Annotated in this window: 27 protein-coding genes and 2 pseudogenes; 19 read left to right on the forward strand and 10 right to left on the reverse strand. The window is 62.5% G+C overall.

Annotated elements, in window-relative coordinates:
* Positions 1 to 222: 222 nt before the first annotated feature.
* Entirely contained in the window at positions 223 to 1,017 is a 795-nt protein-coding gene (locus X771_RS151860) for a thymidylate synthase (protein WP_023688064.1), read from the forward strand.
* A gap of 28 nt (positions 1,018 to 1,045) precedes the next feature.
* Here the strand turns inward: X771_RS151860 and X771_RS0133940 are convergent.
* Positions 1,046 to 1,243, reverse strand: a pseudogene (locus tag X771_RS0133940) (TOBE domain-containing protein).
* A gap of 159 nt (positions 1,244 to 1,402) precedes the next feature.
* Between X771_RS0133940 and modA the strand changes: the two are divergent.
* The 4 genes from modA to X771_RS151840 all read left to right on the forward strand — a co-directional run bounded on the left by modA (position 1,403) and on the right by X771_RS151840 (position 4,437).
* Positions 1,403 to 2,197 carry a molybdate ABC transporter substrate-binding protein gene (modA, locus tag X771_RS151855; protein ID WP_156935988.1) on the forward strand — a complete coding sequence of 265 codons (795 nt, stop codon included), beginning with the start codon at positions 1,403 to 1,405 and terminating at the stop codon, positions 2,195 to 2,197.
* 15 nt (positions 2,198 to 2,212) lie between these two features.
* Positions 2,213 to 2,917: a molybdate ABC transporter permease subunit gene (gene modB, locus X771_RS151850; protein ID WP_023682096.1), complete on the forward strand. Its 705-nt coding sequence runs from the start codon at positions 2,213 to 2,215 to the stop codon at positions 2,915 to 2,917.
* On the forward strand, positions 2,914 to 4,026 hold the full coding sequence (gene modC / locus X771_RS151845) for a molybdenum ABC transporter ATP-binding protein (protein ID WP_023688066.1): 1,113 nt from the start codon (positions 2,914 to 2,916) through the stop codon (positions 4,024 to 4,026). Before modB ends, modC begins: the two co-directional genes overlap by 4 nt.
* Before the next feature lie 69 nt (positions 4,027 to 4,095).
* Complete coding sequence (locus tag X771_RS151840; protein WP_023667411.1) at positions 4,096 to 4,437, forward strand: winged helix-turn-helix domain-containing protein; 342 nt, start codon at positions 4,096 to 4,098, stop codon at positions 4,435 to 4,437.
* A 203-nt stretch (positions 4,438 to 4,640) separates the two neighbouring features.
* On the opposite strand, the gene cobF is transcribed toward X771_RS151840, so the two are convergent.
* Positions 4,641 to 5,414: a precorrin-6A synthase (deacetylating) gene (cobF, locus tag X771_RS151835; RefSeq protein WP_023682093.1), complete on the reverse strand. Its 774-nt coding sequence runs from the start codon at positions 5,412 to 5,414 to the stop codon at positions 4,641 to 4,643.
* 147 nt (positions 5,415 to 5,561) lie between these two features.
* On the opposite strand from cobF, the gene X771_RS151830 reads away from it, so the two are divergent.
* The 6 genes from X771_RS151830 to X771_RS151805 all read left to right on the forward strand — a co-directional run bounded on the left by X771_RS151830 (position 5,562) and on the right by X771_RS151805 (position 11,273).
* The gene (locus X771_RS151830) at positions 5,562 to 6,578 is read left to right on the forward strand and encodes a DUF4424 domain-containing protein (RefSeq protein WP_023688067.1); all 1,017 of its coding nucleotides are present in this window, start codon (positions 5,562 to 5,564) and stop codon (positions 6,576 to 6,578) included.
* The gene (locus tag X771_RS151825) at positions 6,578 to 7,096 is read left to right on the forward strand and encodes a dihydrofolate reductase (protein WP_023667408.1); all 519 of its coding nucleotides are present in this window, start codon (positions 6,578 to 6,580) and stop codon (positions 7,094 to 7,096) included. Before X771_RS151830 ends, X771_RS151825 begins: the two co-directional genes overlap by 1 nt.
* 144 nt (positions 7,097 to 7,240) lie before the next feature.
* Entirely contained in the window at positions 7,241 to 8,350 is a 1,110-nt protein-coding gene (gene hflK / locus X771_RS151820) for an FtsH protease activity modulator HflK (protein WP_023668331.1), read from the forward strand.
* The gene (locus X771_RS151815) at positions 8,350 to 9,327 is read left to right on the forward strand and encodes a protease modulator HflC (RefSeq protein WP_023668332.1); all 978 of its coding nucleotides are present in this window, start codon (positions 8,350 to 8,352) and stop codon (positions 9,325 to 9,327) included. Before hflK ends, X771_RS151815 begins: the two co-directional genes overlap by 1 nt.
* Positions 9,328 to 9,331: 4 nt before the next feature.
* Positions 9,332 to 9,517: a DUF2065 family protein gene (locus tag X771_RS151810; RefSeq protein ID WP_023668333.1), complete on the forward strand. Its 186-nt coding sequence runs from the start codon at positions 9,332 to 9,334 to the stop codon at positions 9,515 to 9,517.
* 238 nt (positions 9,518 to 9,755) lie between these two features.
* Positions 9,756 to 11,273, forward strand: a complete 1,518-nt coding sequence (locus X771_RS151805) for a DegQ family serine endoprotease (RefSeq protein ID WP_023668334.1) — start codon at positions 9,756 to 9,758, stop codon at positions 11,271 to 11,273.
* A gap of 46 nt (positions 11,274 to 11,319) precedes the next feature.
* Here X771_RS151805 and X771_RS151800 read toward each other — a convergent pair whose 3' ends face one another.
* Together X771_RS151800 and serB are read right to left on the reverse strand one after the other, a co-directional pair.
* Entirely contained in the window at positions 11,320 to 11,892 is a 573-nt protein-coding gene (locus X771_RS151800) for a GNAT family N-acetyltransferase (RefSeq protein WP_023668335.1), read from the reverse strand.
* Complete coding sequence (gene serB, locus X771_RS151795) at positions 11,889 to 12,776, reverse strand: phosphoserine phosphatase SerB (protein WP_023668386.1); 888 nt, start codon at positions 12,774 to 12,776, stop codon at positions 11,889 to 11,891. The genes X771_RS151800 and serB overlap by 4 nt, the downstream gene beginning before the upstream one ends.
* Between serB and miaA the strand changes: the two genes are divergently transcribed.
* Positions 12,766 to 13,749, forward strand: coding sequence for a tRNA (adenosine(37)-N6)-dimethylallyltransferase MiaA (miaA, locus tag X771_RS151790; protein WP_023668336.1), 984 nt, complete (start codon positions 12,766 to 12,768; stop codon positions 13,747 to 13,749). The two genes, serB and miaA, sit on opposite strands and share 11 nt — an antisense overlap.
* 130 nt (positions 13,750 to 13,879) lie before the next feature.
* The gene (locus X771_RS151785; RefSeq protein ID WP_023668337.1) at positions 13,880 to 14,671 is read left to right on the forward strand and encodes a GGDEF domain-containing protein; all 792 of its coding nucleotides are present in this window, start codon (positions 13,880 to 13,882) and stop codon (positions 14,669 to 14,671) included.
* Between the two features lie 288 nt (positions 14,672 to 14,959).
* On the opposite strand, the gene X771_RS151780 is transcribed toward X771_RS151785, so the two are convergent.
* Entirely contained in the window at positions 14,960 to 16,792 is a 1,833-nt protein-coding gene (locus X771_RS151780) for an ATP-binding protein (RefSeq protein ID WP_023668338.1), read from the reverse strand.
* 152 nt (positions 16,793 to 16,944) lie between these two features.
* Here X771_RS151780 and X771_RS151775 point away from each other — a divergent pair, with 152 nt between their 5' ends.
* From X771_RS151775 to X771_RS01000000164980, 3 genes and pseudogenes are all read left to right on the forward strand, one after another.
* Positions 16,945 to 17,511: an XRE family transcriptional regulator gene (locus X771_RS151775; protein WP_023688068.1), complete on the forward strand. Its 567-nt coding sequence runs from the start codon at positions 16,945 to 16,947 to the stop codon at positions 17,509 to 17,511.
* Between the two features lie 4 nt (positions 17,512 to 17,515).
* Positions 17,516 to 17,824, forward strand: a complete 309-nt coding sequence (locus tag X771_RS151770) for a hypothetical protein (protein WP_023682084.1) — start codon at positions 17,516 to 17,518, stop codon at positions 17,822 to 17,824.
* A gap of 15 nt (positions 17,825 to 17,839) precedes the next feature.
* Positions 17,840 to 18,437: pseudogene (locus X771_RS01000000164980) on the forward strand (GNAT family N-acetyltransferase).
* Here X771_RS01000000164980 and X771_RS151765 read toward each other — a convergent pair.
* Both X771_RS151765 and X771_RS151760 read right to left on the reverse strand, forming a co-directional pair.
* The gene (locus X771_RS151765) at positions 18,434 to 20,236 is read right to left on the reverse strand and encodes an NAD(P)/FAD-dependent oxidoreductase (protein ID WP_023688069.1); all 1,803 of its coding nucleotides are present in this window, start codon (positions 20,234 to 20,236) and stop codon (positions 18,434 to 18,436) included. The pseudogene X771_RS01000000164980 and the gene X771_RS151765 sit on opposite strands and share 4 nt — an antisense overlap.
* A 138-nt stretch (positions 20,237 to 20,374) precedes the next feature.
* A complete protein-coding gene (locus tag X771_RS151760; RefSeq protein ID WP_023682083.1) occupies positions 20,375 to 21,265 on the reverse strand; it encodes a LysR family transcriptional regulator in 891 nt (296 codons plus the stop codon).
* Positions 21,266 to 21,386: 121 nt separating this feature from the next.
* Between X771_RS151760 and X771_RS151755 the strand changes: the two genes are divergently transcribed.
* The 3 genes from X771_RS151755 (at position 21,387) to X771_RS151745 (ending at position 23,941) form a co-directional block, all read left to right on the forward strand.
* The gene (locus X771_RS151755) at positions 21,387 to 22,538 is read left to right on the forward strand and encodes a gamma-butyrobetaine dioxygenase (RefSeq protein WP_023688070.1); all 1,152 of its coding nucleotides are present in this window, start codon (positions 21,387 to 21,389) and stop codon (positions 22,536 to 22,538) included.
* The gene (locus X771_RS151750; RefSeq protein WP_023688071.1) at positions 22,535 to 23,119 is read left to right on the forward strand and encodes an HD domain-containing protein; all 585 of its coding nucleotides are present in this window, start codon (positions 22,535 to 22,537) and stop codon (positions 23,117 to 23,119) included. The genes X771_RS151755 and X771_RS151750 overlap by 4 nt, the downstream gene beginning before the upstream one ends.
* Before the next feature lie 393 nt (positions 23,120 to 23,512).
* Entirely contained in the window at positions 23,513 to 23,941 is a 429-nt protein-coding gene (locus X771_RS151745; protein WP_050485889.1) for a hypothetical protein, read from the forward strand.
* A gap of 49 nt (positions 23,942 to 23,990) precedes the next feature.
* Here X771_RS151745 and X771_RS151740 read toward each other — a convergent pair whose 3' ends face one another.
* The 3 genes from X771_RS151740 to X771_RS151730 form a co-directional block, all read right to left on the reverse strand.
* Positions 23,991 to 24,638, reverse strand: a complete 648-nt coding sequence (locus X771_RS151740) for a response regulator transcription factor (RefSeq protein WP_023668347.1) — start codon at positions 24,636 to 24,638, stop codon at positions 23,991 to 23,993.
* Positions 24,635 to 26,026, reverse strand: coding sequence for a sensor histidine kinase (locus tag X771_RS151735; RefSeq protein ID WP_023668348.1), 1,392 nt, complete (start codon positions 26,024 to 26,026; stop codon positions 24,635 to 24,637). The genes X771_RS151740 and X771_RS151735 overlap by 4 nt, the downstream gene beginning before the upstream one ends.
* A gap of 164 nt (positions 26,027 to 26,190) precedes the next feature.
* Complete coding sequence (locus X771_RS151730) at positions 26,191 to 26,484, reverse strand: DUF1236 domain-containing protein (RefSeq protein WP_023668349.1); 294 nt, start codon at positions 26,482 to 26,484, stop codon at positions 26,191 to 26,193.
* Positions 26,485 to 26,851: the final 367 nt, after the last annotated feature.

Below are 26,851 nucleotides of genomic sequence, written 5' to 3' on the forward strand. Positions count from 1 at the left end.
TTGGCGATTTCGCTAGTCGCCAGCGTCGCAGGAAAAAGCGACGGCGTCAAAACCAGCCCTTTCTCCCCGTCACTATACGGGGAGAAATGCCCGGCAGGGCATGAGGGGCGGCACTAACTTCGGAAAAGTGTGGTTGTGCGCAAGGGCTTTGCGCGGTTTTGCTGTGTTCGGCCCGCGGCCAGTCGGTTATGATGCCGGCAATCCCGAATCGAGGCGAAGCCGATGCGCCAGTATCTCGACCTTTTGCAGCATGTGCTGGACAATGGCGCCGATCGTGGCGACCGCACGGGCACCGGCACGCGTGGGGTATTCGGGTACCAGATGCGCTTCGACCTGTCGCGCGGCTTTCCCGTCACCACCACCAAGAAGCTGCATCTGAAGTCGATCATCCATGAACTCCTGTGGTTCCTGGCCGGCGACACCAACATCAAATACCTTAGAGATCATGGCGTTTCGATCTGGGACGAATGGGCCGACGAGAATGGCGATCTCGGCCCGGTCTATGGCAAGCAGTGGCGCTCCTGGCCGGATGGCCATGGCGGGTCGATCGACCAGATTGCCAATGTTCTGAAGGAGATACGCCGGAATCCGAATTCACGCCGGCTGATCGTTTCGGCGTGGAACCCGGCCGAAGTGGAGGCGATGGCGCTGCCACCGTGCCACTGCCTGTTCCAGTTCTACGTCTCGGACGGCAAGCTGTCCTGCCAGCTCTACCAGCGCTCGGCCGACATTTTTCTCGGGGTACCCTTCAACATCGCTTCCTACGCGCTGCTGACCTTGATGGTGGCGCAGGTGACCGGGCTGAAGCCCGGCGAGTTCGTCCATACGCTGGGCGATGCGCATCTCTATTCCAACCATTTCGAGCAGGCGCGCGAGCAATTGCGGCGCACACCCAAGGCGCTGCCGACGCTGTGGATCAATCCGGAGGTGAAGGACCTGTTCGCCTTCCGCTTCGAGGATTTCCGGCTGGAAAACTATTTTGCCGACGCGTCGATCAAGGCGCCGATCGCGGTCTGATCCGTCCACCGTCAATCAATTCCGACCCTCAATCGATGTCGACCATGACGTCGGTTGCCTTGATCATGGCATAGGCTGCTTGCCTTTTTCGAGCTTGAGATCGGCAACGGCCTCGTTGGTGATCGAAGCGTGACGACGGAGCCGGCGACATCACCGCGGACAGGCGAGGTGCTTTGACGATCTGGACGATCGTTCCCTTGAGGATGTTGCGGGCGCTGATCTTCATCGGAGTTCCTTTCCGGGTTTCGGTGCACGTCCAAACCAGAACAATCGATGCCGAACATACGCTTTCGCAGGAGGCGGCCTTCCCTTGTTATATTCATGCAGATATATCGGTCGGCAGGAGTCGAGCCAGCAGATTTCAAACCCAGGGAGAGTTTTCATGTTGGGGCACAAAGGTTTTGGTTTGAGGGCGATCGCGATTGGCGGCTTTGCCGTAGCTCTGATGGCCGTGATGCCGGCGGCTCACGCGGGAGACAAGGTGATCGTGTTTGCCGCAGCCAGCCTCAAGGACGGGCTCGACGCCGTCACCAAGGCCTGCGAAGCCGATGTCGGTGAAGCGGCGACCGTCTCCTACGCCGCGAGCTCGGCGCTGGCCAAGCAGATCGAAAGCGGGGCGCCCGCCGATGTGTTCATCTCGGCCGACCTCGACTGGATGAAATATCTCTCCGACAAGAAACTGACCAAGCCGGACACCGAGGTGAAACTGCTCGGCAACCAGATCGTGCTGGTGGCCCCGAAGGATTCCAAGGTCGAAACCAGGATCGAGAAAGGCTTCGACCTCGCCAAGCTGATCAGCGACGGCAAGCTCGCCATGGGCGACGTCAAGGCGGTGCCGGCCGGCAAGTATGGCAAGGCGGCACTTGAATCGCTCGGCGTCTGGTCGTCGGTCGAAGGCAAGGTGGCGCAGGCCGAGAATGTGCGCGCCGCGCTGAAGCTGGTTTCAACGGGCGAGGCCGCGCTCGGCATCGTCTATGCCACCGACGCGCATGCCGACAAGGGAGTCAAGGTGGTCGGCACCTTCCCGAAGGATTCGCACCCGCCGATCATCTATCCGGTTGCCCAGACCACCGATTCGAAGGACAAGGATACCCCGGCTTTCCTGAAGTGCCTGCAGTCCGCCAAGGCGGTGGAGCTGTTTAGGGATCAGGGTTTCACCGTGCTCACGCCGAGCAATTAAGGTAGCGGCTGACGCATGAACTGGCTGCTGGACCTCACTCCCGACGAATGGAATGCGGTCCGGCTGTCGATCAAGGTGGCGACGGTGGCGATGCTGTTCAGCCTGCCACCGGGCATCCTGATGGCGCTTTTGCTGGCCCGCGGAAAATTCTGGGGCAAGACGCTGCTCAACGGCGTGGTTCACCTGCCGTTGATCCTGCCGCCGGTGGTGACAGGTTATCTCTTGCTGCTTACCTTCGGCCGGCGCGGGCCGGCCGGCGCTTTTCTCGCCGAGCATTTCGGCATCGTCTTTTCATTTCGATGGACCGGCGCCGCACTGGCCTGCGGCATCATGGGCTTTCCGCTGATGGTGCGGGCGATCCGGCTGTCGATCGAGGCGGTCGACCGCAAAATGGAGGCAGCGGCGGGAACGCTCGGCGCCAACCCGCTCTGGGTCTTCGCCACCATCACGCTGCCGCTGATCCTGCCCGGGCTGATCGCCGGCTCGATCCTGTCCTTCGCCAAGGCGATGGGCGAGTTCGGCGCCACAATCACCTTCGTCTCCAACATTCCCAACGAGACGCAGACGCTGCCTTCGGCGATCTACACCTTCACGCAGGTGCCTGGCGGCGATGACGGGGCACTCAGGCTGACGCTGATCTCCATCGTCATCTCGATGGCCGCATTGGTCGCCTCGGAAGTGCTGGCGCGGCGCGTCGGCCGGCGGATGGACATCGAATGAGCGTGCTGGTGGACATCAGCCATCGGCTCGGCGGTTTCGCCGTCGACGCGCGTTTCGAAAGCGCCGGGCGGCTGACGGCGCTGTTCGGGCCATCGGGCTCCGGCAAGACGACGCTGATCAACGTGATCGCCGGCCTGATCCGGCCGACCAAGGGCCGTATCGCGGTCGACGGCTGTGTGCTGGTCGACACCGATGCCGGCATTTTCGTGCCGAAGCACAAGCGCCGGATCGGCATGGTGTTCCAGGACGCGCGGCTGTTTCCGCATATGAGCGTGGCCGGCAATCTGCGCTATGGCCGCTGGTTCACGCCACCGGCGGAGCGCTATGCGGATATCGACGCGGTCGTCGAACTGCTCGGCATCGGTCCTCTGCTCGACCGGCGACCGGCAAAGCTCTCGGGCGGCGAAAAGCAGCGCGTGGCGATCGGCCGGGCGCTGCTTGCCAGCCCGAAACTGCTGTTGATGGACGAGCCGCTGGCCTCGCTCGACGATGCGAGAAAAGCCGAGATCCTGCCCTATATCGAGCGGCTGCGCGACGAGACGAAGATCCCGATCGTCTATGTCAGCCATTCCGTCGCCGAAGTGGCGCGGCTGGCCAGCGACGTGGTGGTGATGGCGCAAGGCAAGGTCGCAGCCTCCGGTCCGACCGGCGCGATCATGCAACGGCTCGAATTGCTCCCGGCGGAGGAACGCGCCGAGGGCGGCGCGGTGCTCGACACCAAGGTGCTGCGCCATGATGAGATCTTCGGGATGACCGTGCTCGGCTCGGCGGCGGGCGAAATCCGGGTGCCGCTTCTGGCGGTCTCGGTCGGCGCGCCTGTACGCATCCGCATCCGCGCCCGGGACGTGATGATCGCCACCGAACTGCCGAAAGGTCTCAGTGCGCTCAACATCCTGCCGGGCACCATCGTCGCAATCAGCCCAGGCGAGGGGCCGACGGTCGAGATCGGCATCGACTGCAATGACGCAACCGTGCTTGCCCGCATCACCGAACAATCCAGGCAGGTACTGAACCTTCAACTCGGCGGCAAGGTGTTCGCGGTGATCAAGACGGTCAGTTTCGACCGTGCCAACACCGGCGCCGGGCTGCCGGCCGAAGCGGATGGCTGATAGCCGCTATATCGTTTTGGAATAGCGCTATGGGTCGAGAGGGGCTAGTGTGACTGTGGAGGACAAGAGATGCCGTCGCTGAGCCTGCGGATAAATCTCGATCCGGACGGGCGCATAGGTCCGGGCAAGATCGAATTGCTGGAGCAGATCGCCACTTTCGGCTCGATCTCGGCTGCGGCACGCGGCATGGAGATGTCCTACAAGCACGCCTGGGATCTGGTGGAAGATATGAACCGTGTGTTCGGCAAGCCACTGGTCGCGGCGCAGACCGGCGGCAAAAAGGGCGGCGGCGCACAGCTGACCTCAGTTGGCCTTGCAGTTGTCAGCCGTTTTCGCGCTATCGAGCGCGCTGCGGCGGCAGCGGCGGCCACGCATATGGACGCCTTGCAGGCGGAGATCGATGCTGGGTGAGGGTTGAAGCTTGCGATCCGTCACACCCCCCCTCTGTCCTGCCGGACATCTCCCCCGCAAGGGGGGAGATCAGCTAGCCCGTAGACGGGCGCTAATCTGTTAGGCGATTGGCGAAATCCTCCGTGACGGCCAATCTCCCCACTAGAGGGGGAGATGTCCGGCAGGACAGAGGGGGGCGCGAAGGAACTCGACCTTTGAGCGCGCTATTCCTCGGGCTCTCCTGCTTTACGCAGCAGATAGGTGTCCATGATCCAGCCCTTTCTTTTCCGGGCTTCTTCTCTCGTCCTCTCAATCTCCTCGCCGACATCACCCAGGCGACCGGAAACGATGATCTCGTCCGGTGTGCCGAGATATGCGCCCCAATGGATGATCAGATCCTTGTCTGCCAGCGTGTTGAAGGCGCATTTGCCGTCGAGCATGACCACGGCGCTGCCGGCATTGTGCGGCATGCCTTGTTCGGCGAGGCGGCGGCCGGTGGTGATCAGCACGGGGTCGCCGATGCGGTTCAGCGCCATCTTGTGGCCGGCGGCTAGCGCCTGGACGGCGGTGATGCCGGGAATGACCTCCAGTTCGAATGCGACATTGCCCCTCAGTCGTACGCGCGCGAGGATGCGCAGCGCGCTGTCATAGAGCGAGGGGTCGCCCCAGATCAGGAAGGCGCCGCAGCCGTCCTCGGCAAGGTCGTCGCGGACCAGGCTCTCATAAATCTGGGCGATGGCCTCGTGCCAGTCATCGACGGTCGAGCGATAGGAAGGCGCCGGCTCGGCGCGCACCGGCACGTCGAACTCGACGCGGCGCGATTTCGGATTGCTGACGAAACGGTCGCAGATATGGCGGCGCAATTCGGCAAGGTCGTTCTTCTTCGCCCCCTTGTCGGGGATAAACAGGACGTCCGCCCGGTTTAGGCCTGATATGGCCTGCACGGTCATATGGTCGGGATTGCCGGCGCCGATGCCGATGACGAGAAGCTTGCGCATGACGCGAACTCCTGCCCGATCGAAACCTGTTAGTCCAGACCGCCGATTGGCGTGTCCAGACACTGTGGCGTCCTGCTGGGAGACGGAAGGCTTTGAAACGCCACATTGAAACGGCTAGGGTCGCGGCATTCTTGGCGAGGGGCTTCGATGTTGCAATATGTTCTGTCCGTAGCGCTGGCGCTTTTAGCCGTGCCCGCGCTGGCCAATGATACGACCGCCGAACTCGGCACAGGTGGCCTGATCCTGTCGCGTAGCGACGCGGTGTCGATGCAAAGCGAGGACCTCTATATCTCGCCGGAAAAGATCACGGTCGACTACGTCTTCCACAACAACACCAACAAGGATGTAAATGCCATCGTCGCTTTTCCGCTGCCGGACATCGAAGGCAATCCGGAGGAAATGCCGGCCATCCCGGAAAACCAGAGCGACAATTTCCTTGGCTTCGAGGTGACGATCGACGGAGCGCCGGCAAAGCCGCAGCTCGAGCAGAAAGTGTTCGCTGTCGGCATCGATATCGGCGCCGATCTGAAGGCGCAGAACGTGCCGTTCAATCCGTTCGGCGATGCGGCCAAGGCGGCCCTGGCGAAGCTGCCGAAAACGGTCGCCGAGGATTGGGAAAACCGCGGCCTCATCATCGAGGATACGGGCAGCGACGGTACCGAGGCGAACAAGGTCTATACGCCGTGGTGGCAGTTGCGCTCGACCTATTGGTGGCGCGCGATATTTCCGGCCAACAAGGATGTCCACGTCTCGCACCGCTACAAACCGAGCGTCGGCGGCACGTCATCGGTGAGTTTCTTCTATGACGGCAAGTTCACCGAGGGCAGCCAGTACACAACCTACAAGACCCGCTACTGCATGGACGACAGCTTCGAGAATGCGGTGCGGCAGGCCGCCAAGGCCGACGGTTATCCGCATTTTTACGAGAACCGCATAGCCTATATCCTGACCACCGGCGGCAACTGGGCCAATGGCAGCATCGGCAAGTTCAAGCTAACCGTCGACAAGGGCAATCCGAAAGCGCTGATCTCGTTTTGCGGCGACAATGTCAAGAAGGTCGGGCCGACGACCTTCGAGACGGCGGCGCAGGATCTCTATCCCGAGCACAACATCGACATATTGCTTTTGGAGCCGTCGGATGACGGCGCCGGGGGAGCCAACTGATGGACGTCGCGATCTATGTCGCCATTGCGCAGAACGGCGTCATCGGGCGCGACGGCGGCTTACCGTGGCGGCTGTCCACCGATCTCAAGCGCTTCAAGGCCGATACGATGGGCAAGCCCGTCATCATGGGCCGCAAGACTTATGAAGGCATCGGCCGGCCGCTGCCGGGCCGATTGAACATCGTGGTGACCCGCGACAAGGCCTGGCGCGCCGAGGGCATAGAGGTGGCGCACTCGCTGGAGGCAGCGATCCAGCTGGCCACGGTGCGCGGGCGTTGCATGGCCGGCGTCGACGAAATCTGCATCATCGGCGGCGGCGAGATCTATGCGCAGGCGCTGCCGCTGGCAGACCGGCTGCACGTCACCCATGTGCTGGCGGCGGTCGATGGCGACGCGCATTTTCCCGACATCGATCCGGATTTGTGGCGCCTTGTCAGCGCTCAGGACGTTCCGGCCGGTGAAAAGGACAGCCATGCGACGCGCTATTCGGTTTACGAGCGACGCCGCGGCGTGCATTGAGACGATAAAAGGGTCGCGAACGTCCAAAACGGACAGCTCGGCAGCGGATCGCGTTGAAAGCGCATCGCTGCGTCCCTATAGAAGAACAACTGGATTTTGCGCCGCAACGTCGGCGCTGAGGGAATCCCAAGCGAAAGGACATTCATGCCCTGGAACGACAAGAGCGGCGGCGGCGGCCCATGGGGCGGCGGCGGCAACAATCAGGGACCCTGGGGGCAGGGACCGAAGGGGCCTAGCGGCCCGCCGGGGTCACCTCCCGATCTCGAAGACATCATCCGCCGCGGCCAGGACCGGCTGCGGCGCGCGCTGCCCGGTGGCGGCGGCGCAAGCCCGGCCGTCTTTGCGCTGATCGCAGCGGCTCTGATCGTGCTGTGGGCGTTCAAGGCGGTCTACACCGTGCAGCCGGACGAGGTTGCGGTCGAGCTGCGCTTCGGCAAGCCGAAGGCGGAGCTGTCGCAGCCGGGTCTGCATTTCCATTGGTGGCCGGTCGAAACCGTCGAGACGGCCAACATCGCCGAACAACTCGTCGATATCGGTGGTGGCGGCGCGACGAGCGGCAACTCGTCGGGGCTGATGCTTACCGGCGACCAGAACATCGTCAACGTCCAGTTTTCGGTGGCCTATCAGGTCTCCGATCCCCGGGCCTATCTGTTCGACGTCTCCGATCCCGAAGGCATGCTGCAGCAGGTCGCAGAGAGCGCCATGCGCGAAGCGGTCGGCCGGCGTCCGGCGCAGGACATCTTCCGCGACGACCGTCAGGGCATCGCCGCGTCGGTGCGTGAAATCATCCAGACGACGCTGGACGGCTACAAGGCCGGCCTGAATGTCAACGCGGTTTCGATCGAGGACGCGGCGCCGCCGCGTGAAGTGGCCGACGCGTTCGACGAAGTGCAGCGCGCCGAGCAGGACGAAGACAAGTTCGTCGAGCAGGCCAACCAGTATTCCAACCAGAAGCTTGGCCAGGCGCGTGGCGCCGCGGCGCAGATCCGCGAGGACGCGGCAGCCTACAAGAACCGTGTCGTCCAGGAAGCCGAAGGTGAGGCGCAGCGCTTCATCTCGGTCTATGACGAATACGCCAAGGCGCCCGATGTTACGCGCCGGCGGCTTTATCTGGAAACGATGGAGAAGGTGCTGAAGGATTCCAACAAGGTGATCGTCGAACAGGGCAATGGGCAAGGGGTCGTTCCCTATCTGCCGCTGCCGGCACTGCAGCCGAAGGCGCCGGCGCCTGCGACCACGGGAGGAGCCCAGTGATGGCCAATCGTCTTCCCATCATCGCGGTCATCGCGGCCGTGCTTCTGTTCCTGCTCTACTCCTCGGTCTTCGTGGTCAATGCGCGCCAGCAGGCACTCGTGCTGCGGTTCGGCGAGATTGTCGACGTCAAGAATGAACCCGGCATCTATTTCAAGGCGCCTTTCGCCTTCTTCGACGCCGACAGCGTGCAATTGATCGAAAACAGGGTGCTGCGCTTCGATCTCGACAACATCCGCGTCCAGGTTTCGGGCGGCAAGTTCTACGAGGTCGACGCTTTCATCGCGTACCGCATCTCGGATCCGCGCGTGTTCCGCTCAGCCGTGTCCGGTCAGATCACACTGGCCGAAGCACGACTGAGGACGCGTCTCGATGCGGCGCTGCGCCGTGTCTACGGTCTGCGCGACTTCGAGGCGGCGCTTTCGGAAGAGCGGGCCGTGATGATGCGCGAAGTGCGCGATCAGCTTCGGCCCGACGCCACCTCGCTCGGCCTGCAGATCGAGGATGTGCGCATCCGCCGAACCGATCTGACGGCTGAGGTTTCGCAGCAGACCTTCGACCGCATGAAGGCCGAACGTTTGGCCGAGGCCGAACGGCTGAGAGCGCGCGGCAAGGAGGCCGCGCAGCGCATCACCGCCCGCGCCGACCGCGAAGTGGTGGAAATCGTCGCCGAGGCGCGCAAGGAATCGGAAATCCTGCGTGGTGAAGGTGAAGCCCAGCGCAGTGCGACCTTTGCCGACGCCTACAAACGCGATCCGGCGTTCTTCGACTTCTACCGGTCGATGAATGCCTATGGCACGGCGCTGGACAACTCCGGGACGACGATGGTGCTTTCGCCGAACTCGGAGTTCTTCCGCTTCTTCCGCAATCCGGACGGTACGGACGCGAAGCCGGCGACACCTGCGGCTCCGGCGACGGCACCTGCCGCGCCGGCGACGGCACCTGCCGCGCCGGCTGCACAACCTGCACCCGCCCAGTAGGGCGGTGCAGGATTTCCTTGCGGCCATAGGCCTGGTCCTCGTCGTCGAGGGTCTGGTCTATGGCGGCTTTCCCGGCCTTGCCAAACGTCTTGCCGGCGAAGTGCTGTCGACGCCGGAAATTGCGCTGCGCATCGTCGGGCTAGTGGCGATCGCCATCGGCGTCGGCATCGTCTGGTTGGTGCGTGGCTGAGGACCGCTGATCTGCAATTCCAGGAAAGTGTGAGCGGTTTTCCGTCCGGAATTGCGTAAAAGCAAAGGGATCGAACGGTTCGCCGTTTCCGCGAAACGGCGAACCGTTCTAAGGTGTAACGGAGGATTTATCCTCCTGATGTGGCCATAGCCGCAAACGTGCCGTATTTCTTGCCAACATGACGCGACGCGGCGTTTTGCCGAAGCGCTTTTCTTTTCAGCAATCCGGGAGGCTTTCGATGACATCCAACACCCTTCTGCGCGCGGCGCGGCGGACGTTCATCGCAGGTGCTGCGGCACTTCTGGTCGGCGCGCTTGCCGTTCCAGCTTTCGTGACGCCGACGATGGCCGCGGACGGACCGGCTTCGGTTGCCGACCTCGCCGAAGGCCTGCTCGGTGCGGTGGTCAACATCTCGACCTCGCAGACCGTGAAGGGCACGGAAGGTCCGGGCGCGGTGCCGATGCCGCAGCTGCCCGAGGGTTCGCCGTTCCAGGATTTCTTCGACGACTTCTTCAAGAACCGTGGCGGCGACAAGGATGGCGGCGCGCAAAAGGTACAGTCGCTGGGCTCCGGCTTCGTGGTCGACGCCGAGCAAGGCATTGTCGTCACCAACAACCACGTCATCGCCGATGCAGACGACATCGAGGTGAATTTCTCCGACGGCGTGACGCTGAAGGCGACGCTGGTCGGCACCGACACCAAGACCGACGTGGCGGTGCTCAAGGTCGACCCGAAGGGCCACAAGCTGACGGCGGTGAAATTCGGCGATTCCAACAAGATGCGCGTCGGCGACTGGGTGATGGCGATCGGCAATCCGTTCGGCCTTGGCGGCACGGTGACGGTCGGCATCGTCTCGGCCCGCAACCGCGACATCAATTCCGGCCCCTATGACGACTTCATCCAGACCGACGCCGCCATCAACCGCGGCAATTCCGGCGGGCCGCTGTTCAACAGCCTGGGCGAGGTCATCGGTATCAACACGGCGATAATCTCGCCGTCGGGCGGCTCGATCGGCATCGGCTTCTCCATCCCCTCGCAGCTTGCCTCGGGCGTCGTCGACCAGCTGCGCCAGTTCGGCGAGACCCGTCGCGGCTGGCTCGGCGTGCGCATCCAGCCGGTGACCGACGACATCGCCGAGAGCCTCGGCATGGCCACCGCCAAGGGCGCGCTGGTGGCCGGCGTCATCAAGGGCGGACCGGTCGACAACGGCACAATTCTCGCCGGCGACGTCATCATCAAGTTCGACGGCAAGGACATCCATGAAATGCGCGATCTGCCGCGCGTCGTGGCGGAAAGCCCGGTTGGCAAGGCGGTCGACGTGATCATCGTGCGCAAGGGCGTCGAGCAGACGGTGAAGGTGACGCTCGGCCGGCTTGAGGACGGCGAGAAGGTTGCCGCCGGTGAGGACGGCACTACCGATGAGGACAAGGGCGGCGACAAGGCGCCCGCCGTCTCCACGGCCTCGGTGCTCGGCATGACCGTCGGCGAGCTCAATGACGACACACGGAAAAAATTCGGCATCGCCGCCGATGTCTCCGGCGTCGTCATCACCGACGTCACCAAGGATTCGGCCGCAGCCGAGCGCGGCATCCAGGCCGGCGAGGTAATCACCGAAATCGCCCAGGAATCGGTCGCGACCCCGAAAGACGTCATGGACCGGATCGGCGCGCTGAAGGAGCAGGGCCGCAAGAATGCGCTCTTGATGCTGGCGTCCAAGACAGGCGAGTTGCGCTTCGTGACGATCCGGATGGATTGAGTCCGGTCAGGCCTGCAACGATCTGATTTCGAAATGAAAAGGGCGGCTAGTTAGCCGCCCTTTTTCTTGCCTGCCAGTCCTTGCGCGACAGGGTGTAGAGGACATGCCGCTTGAGGTGCGGGTGGCTGTCAGGGATGGATGGGTGGTCGAAATCGCGAGCCGGGTCAGGGCTCATGCCAAGACGCTCCATGACGGCCGTCGAGCGGCGGTTGGCCGCGACGGCGAAGGAGACGATCTCGTCCCGGTCAAGCGTCTCGAAGCCATAAGAAAGCCATGCCTCGGCTGCCTCGGTGACGTAGCCCTTGCCCCAGAACTCGGGCGCCAACCGCCAGCCGATCTCGATCGTATCGGAAGGCAGGGACGGCACGTGATCGGTCTTTAAGAGACCGACGAAGCCGATGCATTCCCCAGTCGCGGCGATCTCGGCGGCGGCAAAACCAAAGCCGTCCTCGGCGATCCAGCCCCGAAACTCGTCCATCTTGGCATCCGTCTCGGCGCGGTCGCGGCGGAACGGAAAGAATTCCATCACCCGCTCGTCCGAATTGATGCGGTGGAAGAGTTCGCGATCGCGGTCTTCCCAGTTGCGCAGGATGAGGCGCTCGGTGCGCATCGGTTTCATTGGGCGAACTCTTCCTGGCGGTAGCCCTGGAGATAAAGCAGCGCGGTGAGATCGCCATGGTCGATGCGGACCTTGGCTTCGCCAGCAACGGCCGGCTTGGCGTGGAGCGCGACACCGGTGCCGGCCAGACGGATCATGTCGAGGTCGTTGGCGCCGTCGCCGACCGCAATCGCATCAAATGGCGTCAGGCCGAGGCGGGCCGAGATCTCGCTCAGCGCATCGGCCTTGGCGGCGCGGCCGAGGATCGGCTCGGCGACGAGGCCGGCAAAGCGCCCGTTCTCCTCGATCAGGCGGTTGGCACGGTTTTCCTGGAAGCCGAGCATGGCGGCGACACGGCTGGTGAAGACGTCGAAGCCGCCGGAGACAAGCGCCGTCCAGGCGCCATTGGCGCGCATCGTCCGCACCAGGGCGCGGCCGCCCGACGCCAGCGTCAGGCGGTTCGCGATGATGCGGCCGACGACGGCCGTATCGAGGCCTTTCAGCAACGCTACGCGTTCCCGTAAGGCGGGCTCGAAGGCGATCTCGCCGTTCATCGAGCGTGCGGTGATGGCGGCGACGCGGTCCTTGACGCCGATCTCGTCGGCGAGTTCGTCGATGCATTCCTGGTCGATCATGGTTGAATCCATATCGGCAAGCAGGATTGTCTTGCGGCGGCTTTCGGCCTGCTGAACGATCACGTCGACCGGCTCTGAACCAAGTGCTGTGCGCAAGGCCGCACTTGCCTCAGCGGCTTCTGCCCCCTCGGGCAACACCAGATCGCAGGCGACGCCTTCGCCCAGCCAGCGAACAGCGCTTGCGCCGACCGACCGTGAGGCCATATTCGCAAGCGAGGCCGACATCGCGCGGCGGACGGGGTGAGACACAAGCGTGGCAATGAGCGGCATCGAGACTTCCAAGCAGCTAGGCGAGGGCGGGCAGGCGGGCGAGGGCCGCGTGAAGAACGCGATCCTGATAGCCGGGCCGACCGCCAGCGGCAAGTCGGCGCTGGCGCTCGATCTCGCCGAGCGCAAGGGCGGCGTCATCGTCAACACCGATTCCATGCAGGGCTATTCGGTGCTCGATGTGCTGACGGCGCGGCCGAGCGCCGCCGACCTCGCCCGCGCGCCGCACTTTCTCTATGGCCACGTGCATCCCTCGACCGCCTATTCCACCGGCGCCTGGCTGCGCGACGTGATGAAGCTGATCGATGACGGCACGCTTGCACGGCGACCCGATGGCGCCGGCTTCGAACGTCCGGTGATTTTCGTCGGGGGCACCGGGCTCTATTTTCGCGCACTTGCCGAGGGCATTTCGGAAATGCCCGACATTCCGCAGCAGGTACGCGACCGCTGGCGCTACGAGTTAAAGGAGCAAGGCGCAGCCAAGCTGCACCGCATCCTGATGCATGAAGATTCGGCGGTCGCCATGCAGCTGAAGCCGACCGACGGCCAGCGCATCGTGCGGGCGCTGGAGGTGCTCGACGCATCCGGCCGCTCCATCCTAGAATGGCAGGCAGCGCGCGGCCGGCCGCTGATCGACCGCGACAGCGCTCGGTTCTTCGTTATCGAGCCGGACCGCGCCCCCCTTGTCGAGCGGATCGAAACAAGGTTCGACCGCATGCTCGATCTCGGCGCGCTCGATGAGGTCAAACGGCTTGCGGCGCTTGGCCTCGATCCCGGCCTGCCGGCGATGAAGGCGATCGGCGTTCGCGAACTTTCGGCTGCCATGGCGGGTGACATCAGCTTTCCTCAGGCCATCGAGCGCTGCAAGGCAGCGACGCGGCAATATGCCAAACGGCAAACGACGTGGTTTCGCCATCAGCTGGGACCGGAATGGCTGAGATTGCAGCCCGGCGGCCGCTTGCAAACCGCGATTTGATTTTCGTGCTGCCAATACAATTAAAGAAACAGAAGTAGGAATGAACATTCCCGCTCCGGTTGTCTGGATTAACCGTCCGTAAGGCGCCGGCATGCCATAGATCCGGCGGGTACTTTGCAACGGGAAGCAGATGCGTTTCCACAAGGCGGAATCCGCATTTTTCGTCTTTATTTTCGTGATCCTGGCCGCAGGCCTGGTGACGCTTTATGCCTATGGTCAATTGCAGTTCATCGCGGTCGGTCACGATACGACTTCCCGGGTCGAGAGGATCGCCTATCTCAACACGCTGCTGTTTGTCACCGGGGTGCTGCTGGCGACAGCGCTGTTCTTCGGCGTGTTCTTCATCTACCCGCTGATCCGTAGGCAGGCCACGGAAGAGGGCAAGCTGCGCGCCATGACGGTTTCGCTCAGCGCCCGCTCGGAAACGCTGCAGCATGCGGCATTGACCGACGGCCTTACCGGCATGCAGAACCGGCGCTACTTCGATGATGCGCTGAAGGAATATCTCGAGGAATTCCGCCGCATCGAAAAGCCCGTCGGGCTGATGATCCTCGACCTCGATCATTTCAAGCAGGTCAACGACACGCATGGCCACGATGTCGGCGACGAGGTGCTTAGGGCAGTCGCCAATTGCCTCAAAGGCATGACGCGCTACCACGATGTGGTGGCGCGGCTTGGGGGCGAGGAGTTCGCCGTCGTCACGCCCAACATGGATGCGGAGTTGTTGGGGAAGTTCGCCGAACGCATCCGCAAAGCGATTGCCAACATGTCGGTGCTGTCGGGCAATGTCCGCCTCAAGATCACCACCAGCGTCGGACTAGCCGTCTGGGATCGGAAGGAAACCGCCGAGGAATTCTACCGCCGCGCCGACCGCCAGCTCTACGAGGCGAAGAGGCAAGGCCGCAACCGCGTCTGCGCCTGAAATCCCGGCATTTAAATTCGTGAGGCTGGCCGTTTGATGCCGTCTTCTGCGCTTCCGGCCTTCGCCGGCCGAAGCACTCATGAGGTGGTGGCGGCAGCTATGGCTACGGCCGGCGTAGGCCGGTGCTCACGGACTCAATGTCCGCTCCGCTCCGGTTCTCGAAGTCGACACCGACCGACTCAGCCTGACGAATTTTCTGGCGTGATTTACCCAAGCGGCCAACGAAGCCGAGCCCTGGCGCTCCGGCGGCTTCTCAATTGGCCGGCAAAAAAGTCGCTACGCTGAAGGTCAATCGTTCTGCGGGCGCATGCCGAAGGTTGTGGGCTTGAGGCCGTAGCGCAGGTCGAAATCGTCGTCGGGCTGGACGCGCTGGGCGGTGGCCGGCTTGCGGTAATCGGGATCGCCGGCCTGGCGGCCGGAGTCCACGACCTCGGCGAAGGCCATCTGCTGCTGCGGTTTCGGGACGTTGCGCAGCCGCTCGACGATGGCGGCGAGATCGACGTCGTTGCCGTCCTGCGAGAACTCGTCCTGCTCTCGCTTGGCGGTGCCGGGGATCAGGTTCTCCGCCAGTTTTTCGAACTTCAGCCGCATGGTCGTCGCCACGCCTTCACCGAAGGCGATGGCTTCGCGCTGGCCCATGGAGGACAGAAAGGCCAGCGTCGAGGCGGAGGAATCGGCGATCGCCGAGCGGATGATCGCCTGGTCCTGCTCATTGGCCAGCCGCATGGCGAAGAAGGTCGAGCATTGCGACAGGATGGTCGGATCGAGTTCACCCGGGCGCTGGGTGACGACGCCGAGATAGCAGCCATATTTGCGGCCTTCCTTGGCGATGCGCGACAGTGCATGCCTTGTCGGGGCGAAGCCAAGGCGTGGATCGGCCGGCATATAGCGGTGTGCTTCCTCGCACAGCAGCAACAGCTTCAGCCGGCCCTCGCTCCACAGCGCAAGGTCGAAGGCGAGCCGAGCCAGCACCGAACAGACGGAGTTGACCACTTCGGACGGCATGCCGGCCATCTCGAAGCAGGTCACCGGGCGGCCATGATGCGGCACACGGAAAATATTGCCGATCGTCTCGTGGATCGTGTCCTCGATCAGCCGCGAATTGAACATGAAGCGATAGCGCGGGTCGGACGCGGCGGACTCGATGCGCGTCTTCAGCGATTTCAGCGTCGGGCGGTCGTTCTTGCTTTCCAAGAGGCCCATGCGCTCGTCGATCTGCTTGATGAGATCGACCATGCGGTAGGGCACCGGCGTGTCGGCGGTCAGCGCATCGCTGCCGCGGCGCACGTAAGAGCCTGAATTGGGATTGCGATAGAGGTTCTTGGCGGCGGGGATCAGGTCGCGCAGGACATCGACTTCTTCCGGCACGACCTCTCGGCCGCGAAACAGCACTTCGGCGAATTCTTCAAGCCTGAACATCCAGAACGGCAGGTCAAGCGTCTTGGAATCGACCCGGACGCAGAACTCAGGCAGCGACGCCGCGAATTCATTGTGCGGATCGAGGATGAGGATTCGCAGATCGGGCCGGGCCGCGATCGATTTGCGCAGCAGCAGCGAGATGGCGGTGGATTTGCCGACGCCGGTTGTGCCGACAACGGCAAAATGGCGCGCCAGCGTGTCGTCGATGGCGATGTTGGCGTCGATCGACTCATCCTGCGACAGCGTACCGATGGTGATCGAATGACGCCCGGCGAGATCGTAGACCGCCTGCAGATCACGGGTACGGATGCGGTGCGCTATGGCGCCGATATGAGGATAGGTGGTGATGCCGCGGTCGAACACCGGTTTGGCCCCCGGTTCGGCGCCGTCGCGCACTTCGCCGATCAGCTCGACGCTGACCTCGATGGGATTTTGTCCCTCATTGCTCCAGGCGCGATCCGATTTGCCGATTTCGTAGACCAGACCAACGGTGCGCGATGTCCCGAGATTGATGGAGATCATCTTGCCGACGGTCCACAGGCCGGTGACCGCTCCTTCGATGTCGTCGGCATAGGCGCTGATGGTGGCGCGCGCACCGTCGCACTGCACGACGTTGCCGAGAATGCGCTTGTCGCTCTGCTCTGCGCGGCGGCGCTCCTGCGAGGTCGGTTCGCCGACGGAGGCTTCGCGCTCGACAAACATACGATCCGATCCCCATTCCCGTGGAGCCTCGATCCTACACAGACGGGGTTAAGGTGGCGTGATGCGGGATGGTGTAGCAGGGGTTAACCGGTCAGCGAAAATTCAACCTGCCTGCCTCTTTTCCGAATCTAGATATTCGATATATTGGACGAATGACTGATATAGCGAATGACATGTCGGCTACGATCGGTAGACGGATCCACGCCGAAAGAGCCTTGCGGGCCTGGTCGTTGGCCGACCTGGCGAACCGCTCCGGCGTCTCCAAAGCCATGCTCAGCACTATCGAGCGCGGCATGACCAGTCCGACGGCGGCGCTGCTGGTGCGCATCGCCGCTGCCTTTGGCATGACGCTGTCGACGCTGATTGCGCGCGCCGAGCAGCAAGGTGGCGGCCTGCTGCGCGAGAGTGAGCAACCGGTCTGGAGCGACCCCGGTACGGGCTATGTCCGGCGGCATCTGTCGCCGGTCTCCGACATGCCGCTCGAATTGATCCGGGTGCAACTGCCGGCGGGCGCCAGTGTGAGTTTCCCGGCGGCGTCCTATGCCTTCATCAAGCAGCAGATGTGGCTGATCTCCGGGCGACTTGAGTTCACCGAGGGCGATGTCGTGCACAGGCTCGAGCCCGGCGACTGCCTGGCGCTCGGCGCGCCGTCGGACTGCACGTTCCATGCCGTCGGGCAGCTGCCCGCCGACTATCTGGTCGCGCTGGTCAGGGGCTGAAATCGTGGCAAGACGTCCCAAGCGCTCCGACAATGGCGGACCGCCGCTCGATGATTACAAGGGCCCACCATGGGGCAAGGGCGATCCCTACATCTTCCTGGCCTGGCAGGCAGCGCATGCCAAGGCGTGGAAGGCGCCAAGCCGTGACGTGATGCTCATGCGCATGGAAAAGGCCGAGCGGCTTGGCCTGACCTATGAGGAATACACGCTCGAAATCCTCGAACGCGGGCTGCATCTGCAGCCGAAAGACACCGATCGCATCGCCGCGATCAAGGCGAGACGAAAGCGGCGCCGCGTCGCGCGTCTGGATTAGCAAGGGAAAGTGCAGGTGAGTCCCATCGAAATCAGGTCGCTGACTGCGGAAACACGCGACAGGCTGGCCGACCTCCTGATCGAGACGGTCGCGGCCGGCGGCTCCGTCAGCTTCATGCATCCCTTATCCAGGCAAGCAGCGGAAACTTTCTGGAGCAACTCGTTGATGGCAGCAGAGAGAGGCGAAAGAGCGGTGCTGGGCGCTTGGTATGGCGACGCGTTGGTCGGCACCGTCACCTTGCNTGGCAGCAGAGAGAGGCGAAAGAGCGGTGCTGGGCGCTTGGTATGGCGACGCGTTGGTCGGCACCGTCACCTTGCTGCTCGACTTTCCGGTCAATCAGCCGCATCGGGCCGAGATCGCCAAGCTCATGACCCGCGTCGAACACCGCGGCAAGGGCATAGCGAGCCGGCTGATGCGGGCGGCCGAAACGCTCGCCGTCGAGAAAGGCCGCACGCTTCTGGTGCTGGACACCGCAACCGAGGAGGGCGCTTCCGGCCTTTACGAAAAACTCGGCTTCACGCTCACTGGCGAAATACCGGACTTTGCCCTGAAACCGCATGGCGGGCTGACCGGCACGCTCATCTACTGGAAGCGCATCGGCGGCGCTGCCTAACCCTTGTGGTGAACCTCTTGCAGCGCGTAGACCGGCGTGGCGATGCCTTCCATGCGCGCCTTCAGCTGCAGCGCCAGGAACTGGGAGTAATGGCGCGACTGGTGCAAATTGCCGCCATGGAACCACAGCGCCTCCTGCTGCGTCGGCTTCCACATGTTGCGGAGCTCGCCTTCCCAGGGGCCTGGGTCCTTGGTGGTGTTGGAGCCGAGGCCCCAGCATTTGCCGACCTTGTCTGCGACCTCTGGTGAGATCAAATCGGCCGCCCAGCCGTTCATCGAACCATAGCCGGTGGCGTAGACGATGAGATCGGCCGGCAGTTCCGATCCATCGCTGAGCTGGACCGAATGCTCCTTGATCTCCTTCACGTCGACACCGCTTTTCAGCTTGATCGACCCGTCGATGATCAGGTCGGAGGCGCCGACATCGATGTAATAGCCCGAGCCGCGTCGCAGATATTTCATGAAAAGGCCGGAGCCGTCGTCGCCCCAGTCGAGCATGAAGCCGGCCTTCTCCAGGCCCTTGTAGAAGTTGGCGTCGCGCTTCTTCATCTCGGCATAGGCCGGAATCTGGAATTCGTGCAGGATCTTGTAGGGCAGGGAGGCGAAGACGAGGTCGGCCTTGGCTGTGGTCATGCCGCTCGCAACCGCCTTTTCCGAATAGAGCGAGCCCAGGCCGATCTCCATCAGCGTGTCCGACTTGACGATGTGCGTGGTCGAGCGCTGCACCATGGTGACGTCGGCGCCGGCCTCCCAAAGGGCTGCTGCAATGTCGTGGGCGGAGTTGTTCGAGCCGATGACGACAGCTTGTCTGCCGACATAGGCATCGGGTCCCGGATGCTTCGAGGAGTGATGCTGGTCGCCCTTGAATGTGTCCATGCCCTTGAAGTTCGGCATGTTGGCCTTGCCGGATTGCCCCGTGGCCAGCACCAATTGTTTCGGCTTCAGCGTGATGTCCTTGCCGTCGCGGCGCACCACCACCGTCCATTCCTTCTTGCTGTCGTCATAGACAGCGCTCATGGCCTCGGTCGACGACCAGTAGTTCAGCTCCATTACCTTGGCGTACATTTCCAGCCAGTCGCCGATCTTGTCCTTGGGCGCGAAGACCGGCCAGTTCCTGGGAAAGTCGATATAGGGCAGATGGTCGTACCAGACCGGATCGTGCAGGCAGAGCGATTTGTAGCGCTTGCGCCAGCTGTCGCCGGCCCGTTCGTTCTTCTCGACGATGATGGTCGGCACGCCGAGCTGCCGCAGCCGCGCGCCGAGCGCGATGCCGCCCTGGCCGCCGCCAATGATGAGCGTATAGGGCTGCGTCTTGAACCCGAGCTCGGCGGCCTCCTTCTCGCGCTCCTCCTTCCAGGTCGGGCGGTTCTTGCCATGGCCGTGCTTGGCGCCGAGCGGGCGGTCGAAACCGGCCGGCTCCTCATGGCCCTTCAGCTCGACCATGGTGGTGAGCAACGTCCAGATCTTGCCGTCCTTCAGCCGGATGTGGCCGAAGCCGCGCGCCACAGACGTTTCGAAACTGATCCAGCCGTCGAGCAGGCCATCGTTTTCAGTGGCGTCCTCGCCCCTGGCGATCGCCCAGTTCGATGGGTTGGTTTTGGCCAGCTGGCTCACCAGCATGTCGCGCACCTGGTCACGGCCTTCCATGGTCTTGATGTTCCAGGTGAAGCTGACGAGATCGCGCCAAAAACAATCCTCCTGAAAGCAGGCGACCGCCTTGTCGATGTCACCGGCGGCGAGTGCCGCGCCGAAGCGATCGAGCAGGTCGGAAAGCTTCTTGTTGGGGGCCTTGTCGAGCATTGAATTTCCTCCGCGATTTTTCTTGGCCGCCTGTAGCGAGCGGAACCCTGCCGAAGCTTGACGTCCGGCCTGGCGCAGTATCGCGACAAATTATGCGCCGCGTCACGTCGTCCAATAGTTTGCCGCGTATTCAGGGGCTTATCGGGAAATCGGGACGCCGAAGACCGTTGCGAACCAGCGGCGGACCGCTTCTTCGGCCGGGCTCAGATGCGCGCCCGAAGGTGCGGTCAGATAGTGGCCGGCACCGCTCGACAGCGTAAAGCCGGACAGGGTGACGAGAGATCCTTCGCGCAGTGCCGCGTCGGCCAACGGTCGCGATCCCAGCACCATGCCGGCGCCGTGCTTCGCCGCCTCCAACGCGGTAACGAAACTGTCGAATTTGTGCGTCGGCCCCAGCGCCGGCTTCATCCGGGCGACGGCGAACCACTCGCCCCACATTTCCCGCGCGCCGACCACTGTAAGTCTCGGCAATCCTGTCCAATCCTTGGCCTTGGCGACATTTGGCGACGCCATCGGCGTCAAGGTTTCGCGGGTGAGGCGGTCGGCCTGCCGTCCGGCAAAGGAGCCGGAGCCAATGCCGAAACGGATGTCGAGACCCACAAAGCGCTCGCCGTAATCGGCCGGTGTGTGGATGGTCTCGATCTGCAGCTGGACGAAGGGCAGGTCCTTGGCCATTTGCGGCAGCTTCGGCGCGATCATCAGCACGGCGAAGGAAATCGGCGAGCGGATCGTCACGCTCTGGACGGTCTTGGGTTCAAACAGCTCGCGCGTGCTGTTGGCGATCACGGCGAAGGCCGATTGCAGATGCGGCAGGTAGGCGGCACCCTCCGGCGTCAATTCGACGCCGCGCGCCAGGCGGATGAACAGCGGCTGCTTCAACCGCTCTTCGAGAGAACGGATGTGCTGGCTGACCGCAGCCTGGGTCAGGCCAAGCTCGGCCGCGGCGGCGGTGAAATTCGACAGCCGCGCGGCGGCCTCGAAACTCCGCAGCCAGTCAAGCGGGGGCAAGGGCAGGGTTGTTTGAGGCATAAACAGGTTATGGCCTTTGGCCGCAAAATGATAATTTGAGTTATGCCTCCGACATCATCACGATGCAACCGGAAACCCTGCGGAGTTGGCTGCGGGGCGCAGCGGACAGGAACGGATCTCCATGCTTACCCAGGTGCAGATCGGCGACGAAGGAAGATCGATCGACCTCGGGTGGAAGGACGGCGCGCGCACTCGCTTTCACGCAGTGTGGTTGCGCGACAATGCGCTCGACGACAAGACGCGCAGCGCCGGCAACGGCCAGCGGCTGATCACCATTCTCGACATTCCCGCGCAGACATGGATCGGCGCAGCCGCGATCAAGGGCGATGCGCTTGAAGTCAGTTTCGAACCGGAGGGAAAGACGGTGCGCTTTCCTGCGGCATGGCTGAGCGCCAATGCCTATGACCGCGATGCCGCCCGACAGCCCGGCTGGACAGGCGAGGGCACCGTGCGATGGACCAGGGCCTCTATGCAGAATTCGGTGCCGCGCGCCGGCTATCTCGCTGCCAGCCGCGACCGCGCCGTCTTGCGGCAATGGCTGTCGGCGGTGAAGACCTACGGCTTCGCGGTGATGGACGATTTGCCGCCCGAATCCGGGGCGCTGTGCAAAGTGTCCGATCTGTTCGGCTATATTAGGGAGACCAACTACGGCCGATGGTTCGAGGTGCGCGCCGAGGTCAATCCAACCAATCTGGCCTACACCAATCTTGGCCTGCAGGCGCATACCGACAATCCCTATCGCGATCCGGTGCCGACCTTGCAGATCCTGTCCTGCATCGAAAACACCGTGGAGGGCGGCGAATCCAGCGTCGTCGATGGTTTTGCCGTGGCGGCCGCGCTGCAGGCAGAAAACCCCGAACGCTTCCGGCTGTTGAGTTCATACCCGGCGCGTTTCGAATATGCGGGGTCGTCGGGCGTGCGATTGCAGGCCAAACGGCCGATGATCGAGCTCGGGCCGGATGGCGAACTCATCGCCATCCGCTTCAACAACCGCTCGCTGGCGCCGACCGTCGATGTGCCGTTCGCGGAGATGGAGGCCTACTACGCCGCCTATCGCCGGTTTGCCGAACTGATCGAGGATCCGTCCTTCGAAGTCACCTTCAAGCTCGAGGCGGGCCAGGCCTTCATCGTCGACAACACCCGCGTCATGCATGCCCGCAAGGCGTTCTCCGGCACCGGCAAGCGCTGGCTGCAGGGCTGCTACGCCGACAAGGATGGCCTTTTGTCGACGCTGTCGGCGATCGAACACGAGTTCAAGGAAGCAGCGGAATGAGCAGCCAGGATTTGAACGCGGGCAACATCGTCGAATTCATCGCCGATATTTTCGAACGCCGAGGGGCGGAATCCTATCTCGGCGAACCCGTCACCATGTCGGAGCACATGTTGCAGGGCGCCTGGTTCGCCGAAAAGGACGGCGCGCCCGATGTGCTGGTGGCGGCAGCACTGCTGCACGATATCGGCCACTACACCAGCGAGTTCGGCACCTATTCGCCCGACGATGTCGAGGACAAGCATCATGACGAAGCCGGCGGCGAAGTGCTGGCGCCGTTCTTTCCACCCGTGATCGTCGAATGCGTCAGGCTGCATGTCGCGGCCAAGCGCTACCTTTGCGCCACCGACCCGAGCTATTTCGGCAGGCTGTCGCAGGCCTCGGTCCACACGCTGTCGCTGCAAGGCGGGCCGATGAATGCCGAAGAGGTGGCCGAGTTCCGCAAGAACCCGTTCCACGAGGAAGCGGTGCGGGTCCGCATCTGGGACGAGGCCGGCAAGATCGCCAACATGAAGACCCGGGCATTTCGCGACTACATGCCGCTGCTGCAACGGGTTGTCCGCGACTTCGCCAATCGCGCCTGATCATAATCCGGGGAAGGAACGGCATGTGCTACCGCTTCGACGGCGAGCATGCGCAAACCGTATGCCGGAGACCTGCCGCAAGCGTCTGCGTGCCGCAGGCGCTCGCGCCTCGCTGCCGATCCCTACCGGTGACGAGCCTTGTCACCGCGGATTTTGTTGCGACATCCGTCGGCGCGGCCCAAGATCAGTAGGTCAGACTTCGGTGTATATTTGACTCAGACGAAGGTCTGAGAATCGAGCTGCAAGCACGAAAGGAGAGTTTCCTCAGCGTTTGTGAGCCGCAATTTTGGGCTGTTCATTCTTGAATACCGTGACACATCATGATGTGATGGTGGCATGAATGGAGAAAGGCAGCCCCTGTTTTCATCCGTGCGTCGCCGGGCGTACTTTAGCTTGCGCGTATTCGCGGCGGTTGCGGTGGCGATGCCGGTGCTTGGTCTGCGGTTGAGCCATGTCGACGGCTACAAGATCGAATTCGCCGCTGCCAGCGCCAAGAGCGGAAACAATGGCAATGGTAACGGTGGTGGTAACGGTAGTGGTAATGGTAATGGCTCAGGCGGCAACGCCGGGAATGGCAACGCCAACGGAAAGGGAAAAAATGGTGCCGGCGACAACGCCCCCGGTAGCCAAGCTCCGAGTAGCCAAGTCAATGCCGCTGGCGACACGGTGACGGTACAGGGCTCCAAAATCCAGGTCGTGCATCGCGATGGATTCAGCGAAAGCATCGAGGCCGGCCGCTTCACTATGAAGGATCCGCTTGGAAGGACAATTGTCGAACGCGCCGTAAGGGCCTCCGACATTGCTCGTCTGAAAGGGCTGTGACTGCTGGTTCGCCAACCAGCATCCGACCTTCAGACAAGCCCCGATCTCCCTATACAAGACCCGTTTTGGGCGCGTGCATAAGAATGGCTGCTTCGGTGCGGTTTCGCACCTTTAGCTTTTGAAATATCCGAGTCATGTGGTGTTTTACCGTTTTCTCCTGCAGGTTGAGACGTTTGGCGACTTCTTTATTGCTCAGTCCTTCGCCTACCAAGGAGATTATCCCAAGCTCGCGTCCCGAGAGATTGGCAACGAGATCGGTGGTGCGCTTTTCCGGCCGTATCAGTTCATTCAAAAGCTGCGCTGACAGGGTCGGCGAAACATATTTTTTTCCTGCGGCTATATAAGTCAGCACCTCGGCCAGCGATGCCGCCCCAATCCCTTTCAGCACATATCCGCGTACGCCCAGCCTGAGCGCCGTCGCCAAATCGGCGTTCGCCTCCGAGACGGTGAGCATGACGATCTTGCAGTCAGGCTGAGTTGCAAGAATATTTTCCGCTGCCGCCAGACCCCCTCCCGGCAAACTGATGTCGAGCAGCAATATGTCGGGATTTGCCAAGGCCGCAAGCTGTTCGGCATCCGTCGCGGTTTCGCCCGCACCAACGACTTCGAAGCCGCCGATTTCGGCGAGGCTGCGAGCCACACCCTCGCGAAACAGCGGATGATCATCAACAATGGCAATCCTTATGGGAGCGGTCATTTCTGGTCCTCGATGTTGAGCGTTATCGTCAGCCGGGTCCCCCTGGGGCTCGAAAAGGTCTCGAAGTGACCTCCGATACTCTCGATACGTTCCCTCATACCGGCGAGTCCAAGTCCTTCACACGATCCCGACTGGAATCCAGGGCCGCGATCAAGCACTTGAATGAGGAGCTTGCCCTGCGTCACTCGCGCCTTGACAGCCTGCCCCTTGCCCAGACCGTGTCGCCAGGCATTGTTCAGCCCCTCCTGCGCGAAGCGAAAGATGCTTATTTTCTCGGACGTCCCCAGGTCGGGCAGGCGAGATGGCAGTGAAAGCGATACGGAAGAGGCCGTCCGGCGTTCATGTTCGGCAACCGCAAGCCGCAATATCTCCGCGACTGTCGAAGCTTCGATCTGTGGCAGTACGAGGCCGGTGCAGATGGCGCGGATCTCCCGCATCGCCTCATCCAACGTATGATGGATATCGGCGATCTCGGTCTTGCGGTGGCTTGGGGATGCGGCGGGATCGAGCAGCAGAGGGCTGTCCATGCGCAGCGCAGCCAGTGCGACGAGCTGAGCTGGACCGTCATGCAAATCAGACCCGATGCGACGCAAGTAACGTTCGTTGATTGCCGTTGCGCGGCGCGACGCCTGCTGGACGCGCTCCCGCAAAGCGGAATTCTGCTCCAAAAGCAACTGAAGCTCCGCCACTTGTGTCTCAAGCGCTGAACGCTGCGTTTCGATAGTGCTGCTGCCGCGAAGCACGATTCCCGAGAGCATCGCCAAGGCGACCGCAGTCGCGCCAGCCACGAGCAGCCAGCTCGACCATAGTGCCGAGTTTAAAGTGCCCTGAAGATCGTCGGCTATCTCGTAGAACTCGGAAACGGCCACAACATCGCCCGACCACGGCTCTCGAACCGGATTGTAGATCTCGAGCAGCGAGGCGGTGGGGCTCTTCCGTTCCTTCCTTTCATTTTCGTCCAGATCATTGAATTGCGCCACCACGTTTCCGCCGAACGCATGCAGCAAGTTCGCATTTGGCTCGAAGGTCTGGCCGATAAGAGCCGCGTCTTTGGCGTACAGCACCTTGCCGTCACGCCGCCAAAGCACGAACGACGCCAGTTTTTTTCCGAGAGCACCCTGGTCCAGGGTTTCATCGAGTGCCCGTTTAACGGTGTCGCTGAGCTGCTGGCTTTTGCGCATATCGGGCAGGATTGGCGCGATGACACTGTCGACGTAAAGCGCGGTCGTGCTTGCAGAGTTGCGGATCACTCCATCTCGTATTTGGGAGGTGACCCATAGGCCGACGACCAGCATCAGCGACAGTAGCCCAATGCTTCCGACTATGATGAACTGCCAAGCCAACGATAGCCTGTTCCAGTTTTGATAGAGACTATCAATGTAGCGCACGTCTCAACCGACCCCGCGAGCTTTGGCCGTGCCAAAATGCCTAAGCCATCCTACATCTAGAACGGTCGATGGTGCGAGCAAGCGCTAGGTTGAATTGCCGGGGAAACCGCAATTTCAGGGCATGATCCCACCGCCACCCGCGGGGAACGGCGGTGGGATCAGCGTTACTGTATGATCTTGACGATCTTCCGCGTGCCGGGGTCGACCAGCACGGTTCGCCCGTCGACCACAACGTAGCGATACTTGACGCTCGGCACTTCATGCAGTTCCACCGTGTCGGGAATGGCGGTCCCCACGTTCAATTCGACACCTGGAATCTTCACCGACGCAAGGGGCTGCTTTTTCACGTATTCGCGCACAACCGTTTCCTGCTCCGGCGCGATGATGACGTCTTGAGCGGCAACTACGCCCGCGCTCGCGAGCAGCAAGAATCCGGCAATTGCGGTCGACTGGTACATGGTCGTCATGATTCTCTCCTTCATCAACGCTCATGCATCTTGCGCGAGCTCGATTCCGATACGGTGGTTGTTGGTGAGGGTTGATGCACACCGCAAGCCGAACGGGCTTTTCGCGGCTGCGTTCCCGCGTGGGGCTTCGGTCCGGGCGTCATCGGGCCAATGGACTATAGGGAGAGGGACCAAAGTCTGGTGCCAGGCTGTAGAGGTCCTAGAGCCTCCTCAGGGCGGAACACAGGGTTCTCGGCATCGTTGAGATCAGCACTTGTGGGAGGCGTTANGAGGCGTTAATGGACAACAGCGTCCATCAGGCACGATGGTTGCTCTTGCCTGTTTTCGGGGTAGCCATCCTGGTCATGACGACGGGAGT

The sequence above is a fragment of the Mesorhizobium sp. LSJC269B00 genome (genome assembly GCF_000502815.1).
Classification (GTDB): Bacteria; Pseudomonadota; Alphaproteobacteria; order Rhizobiales; family Rhizobiaceae; genus Mesorhizobium.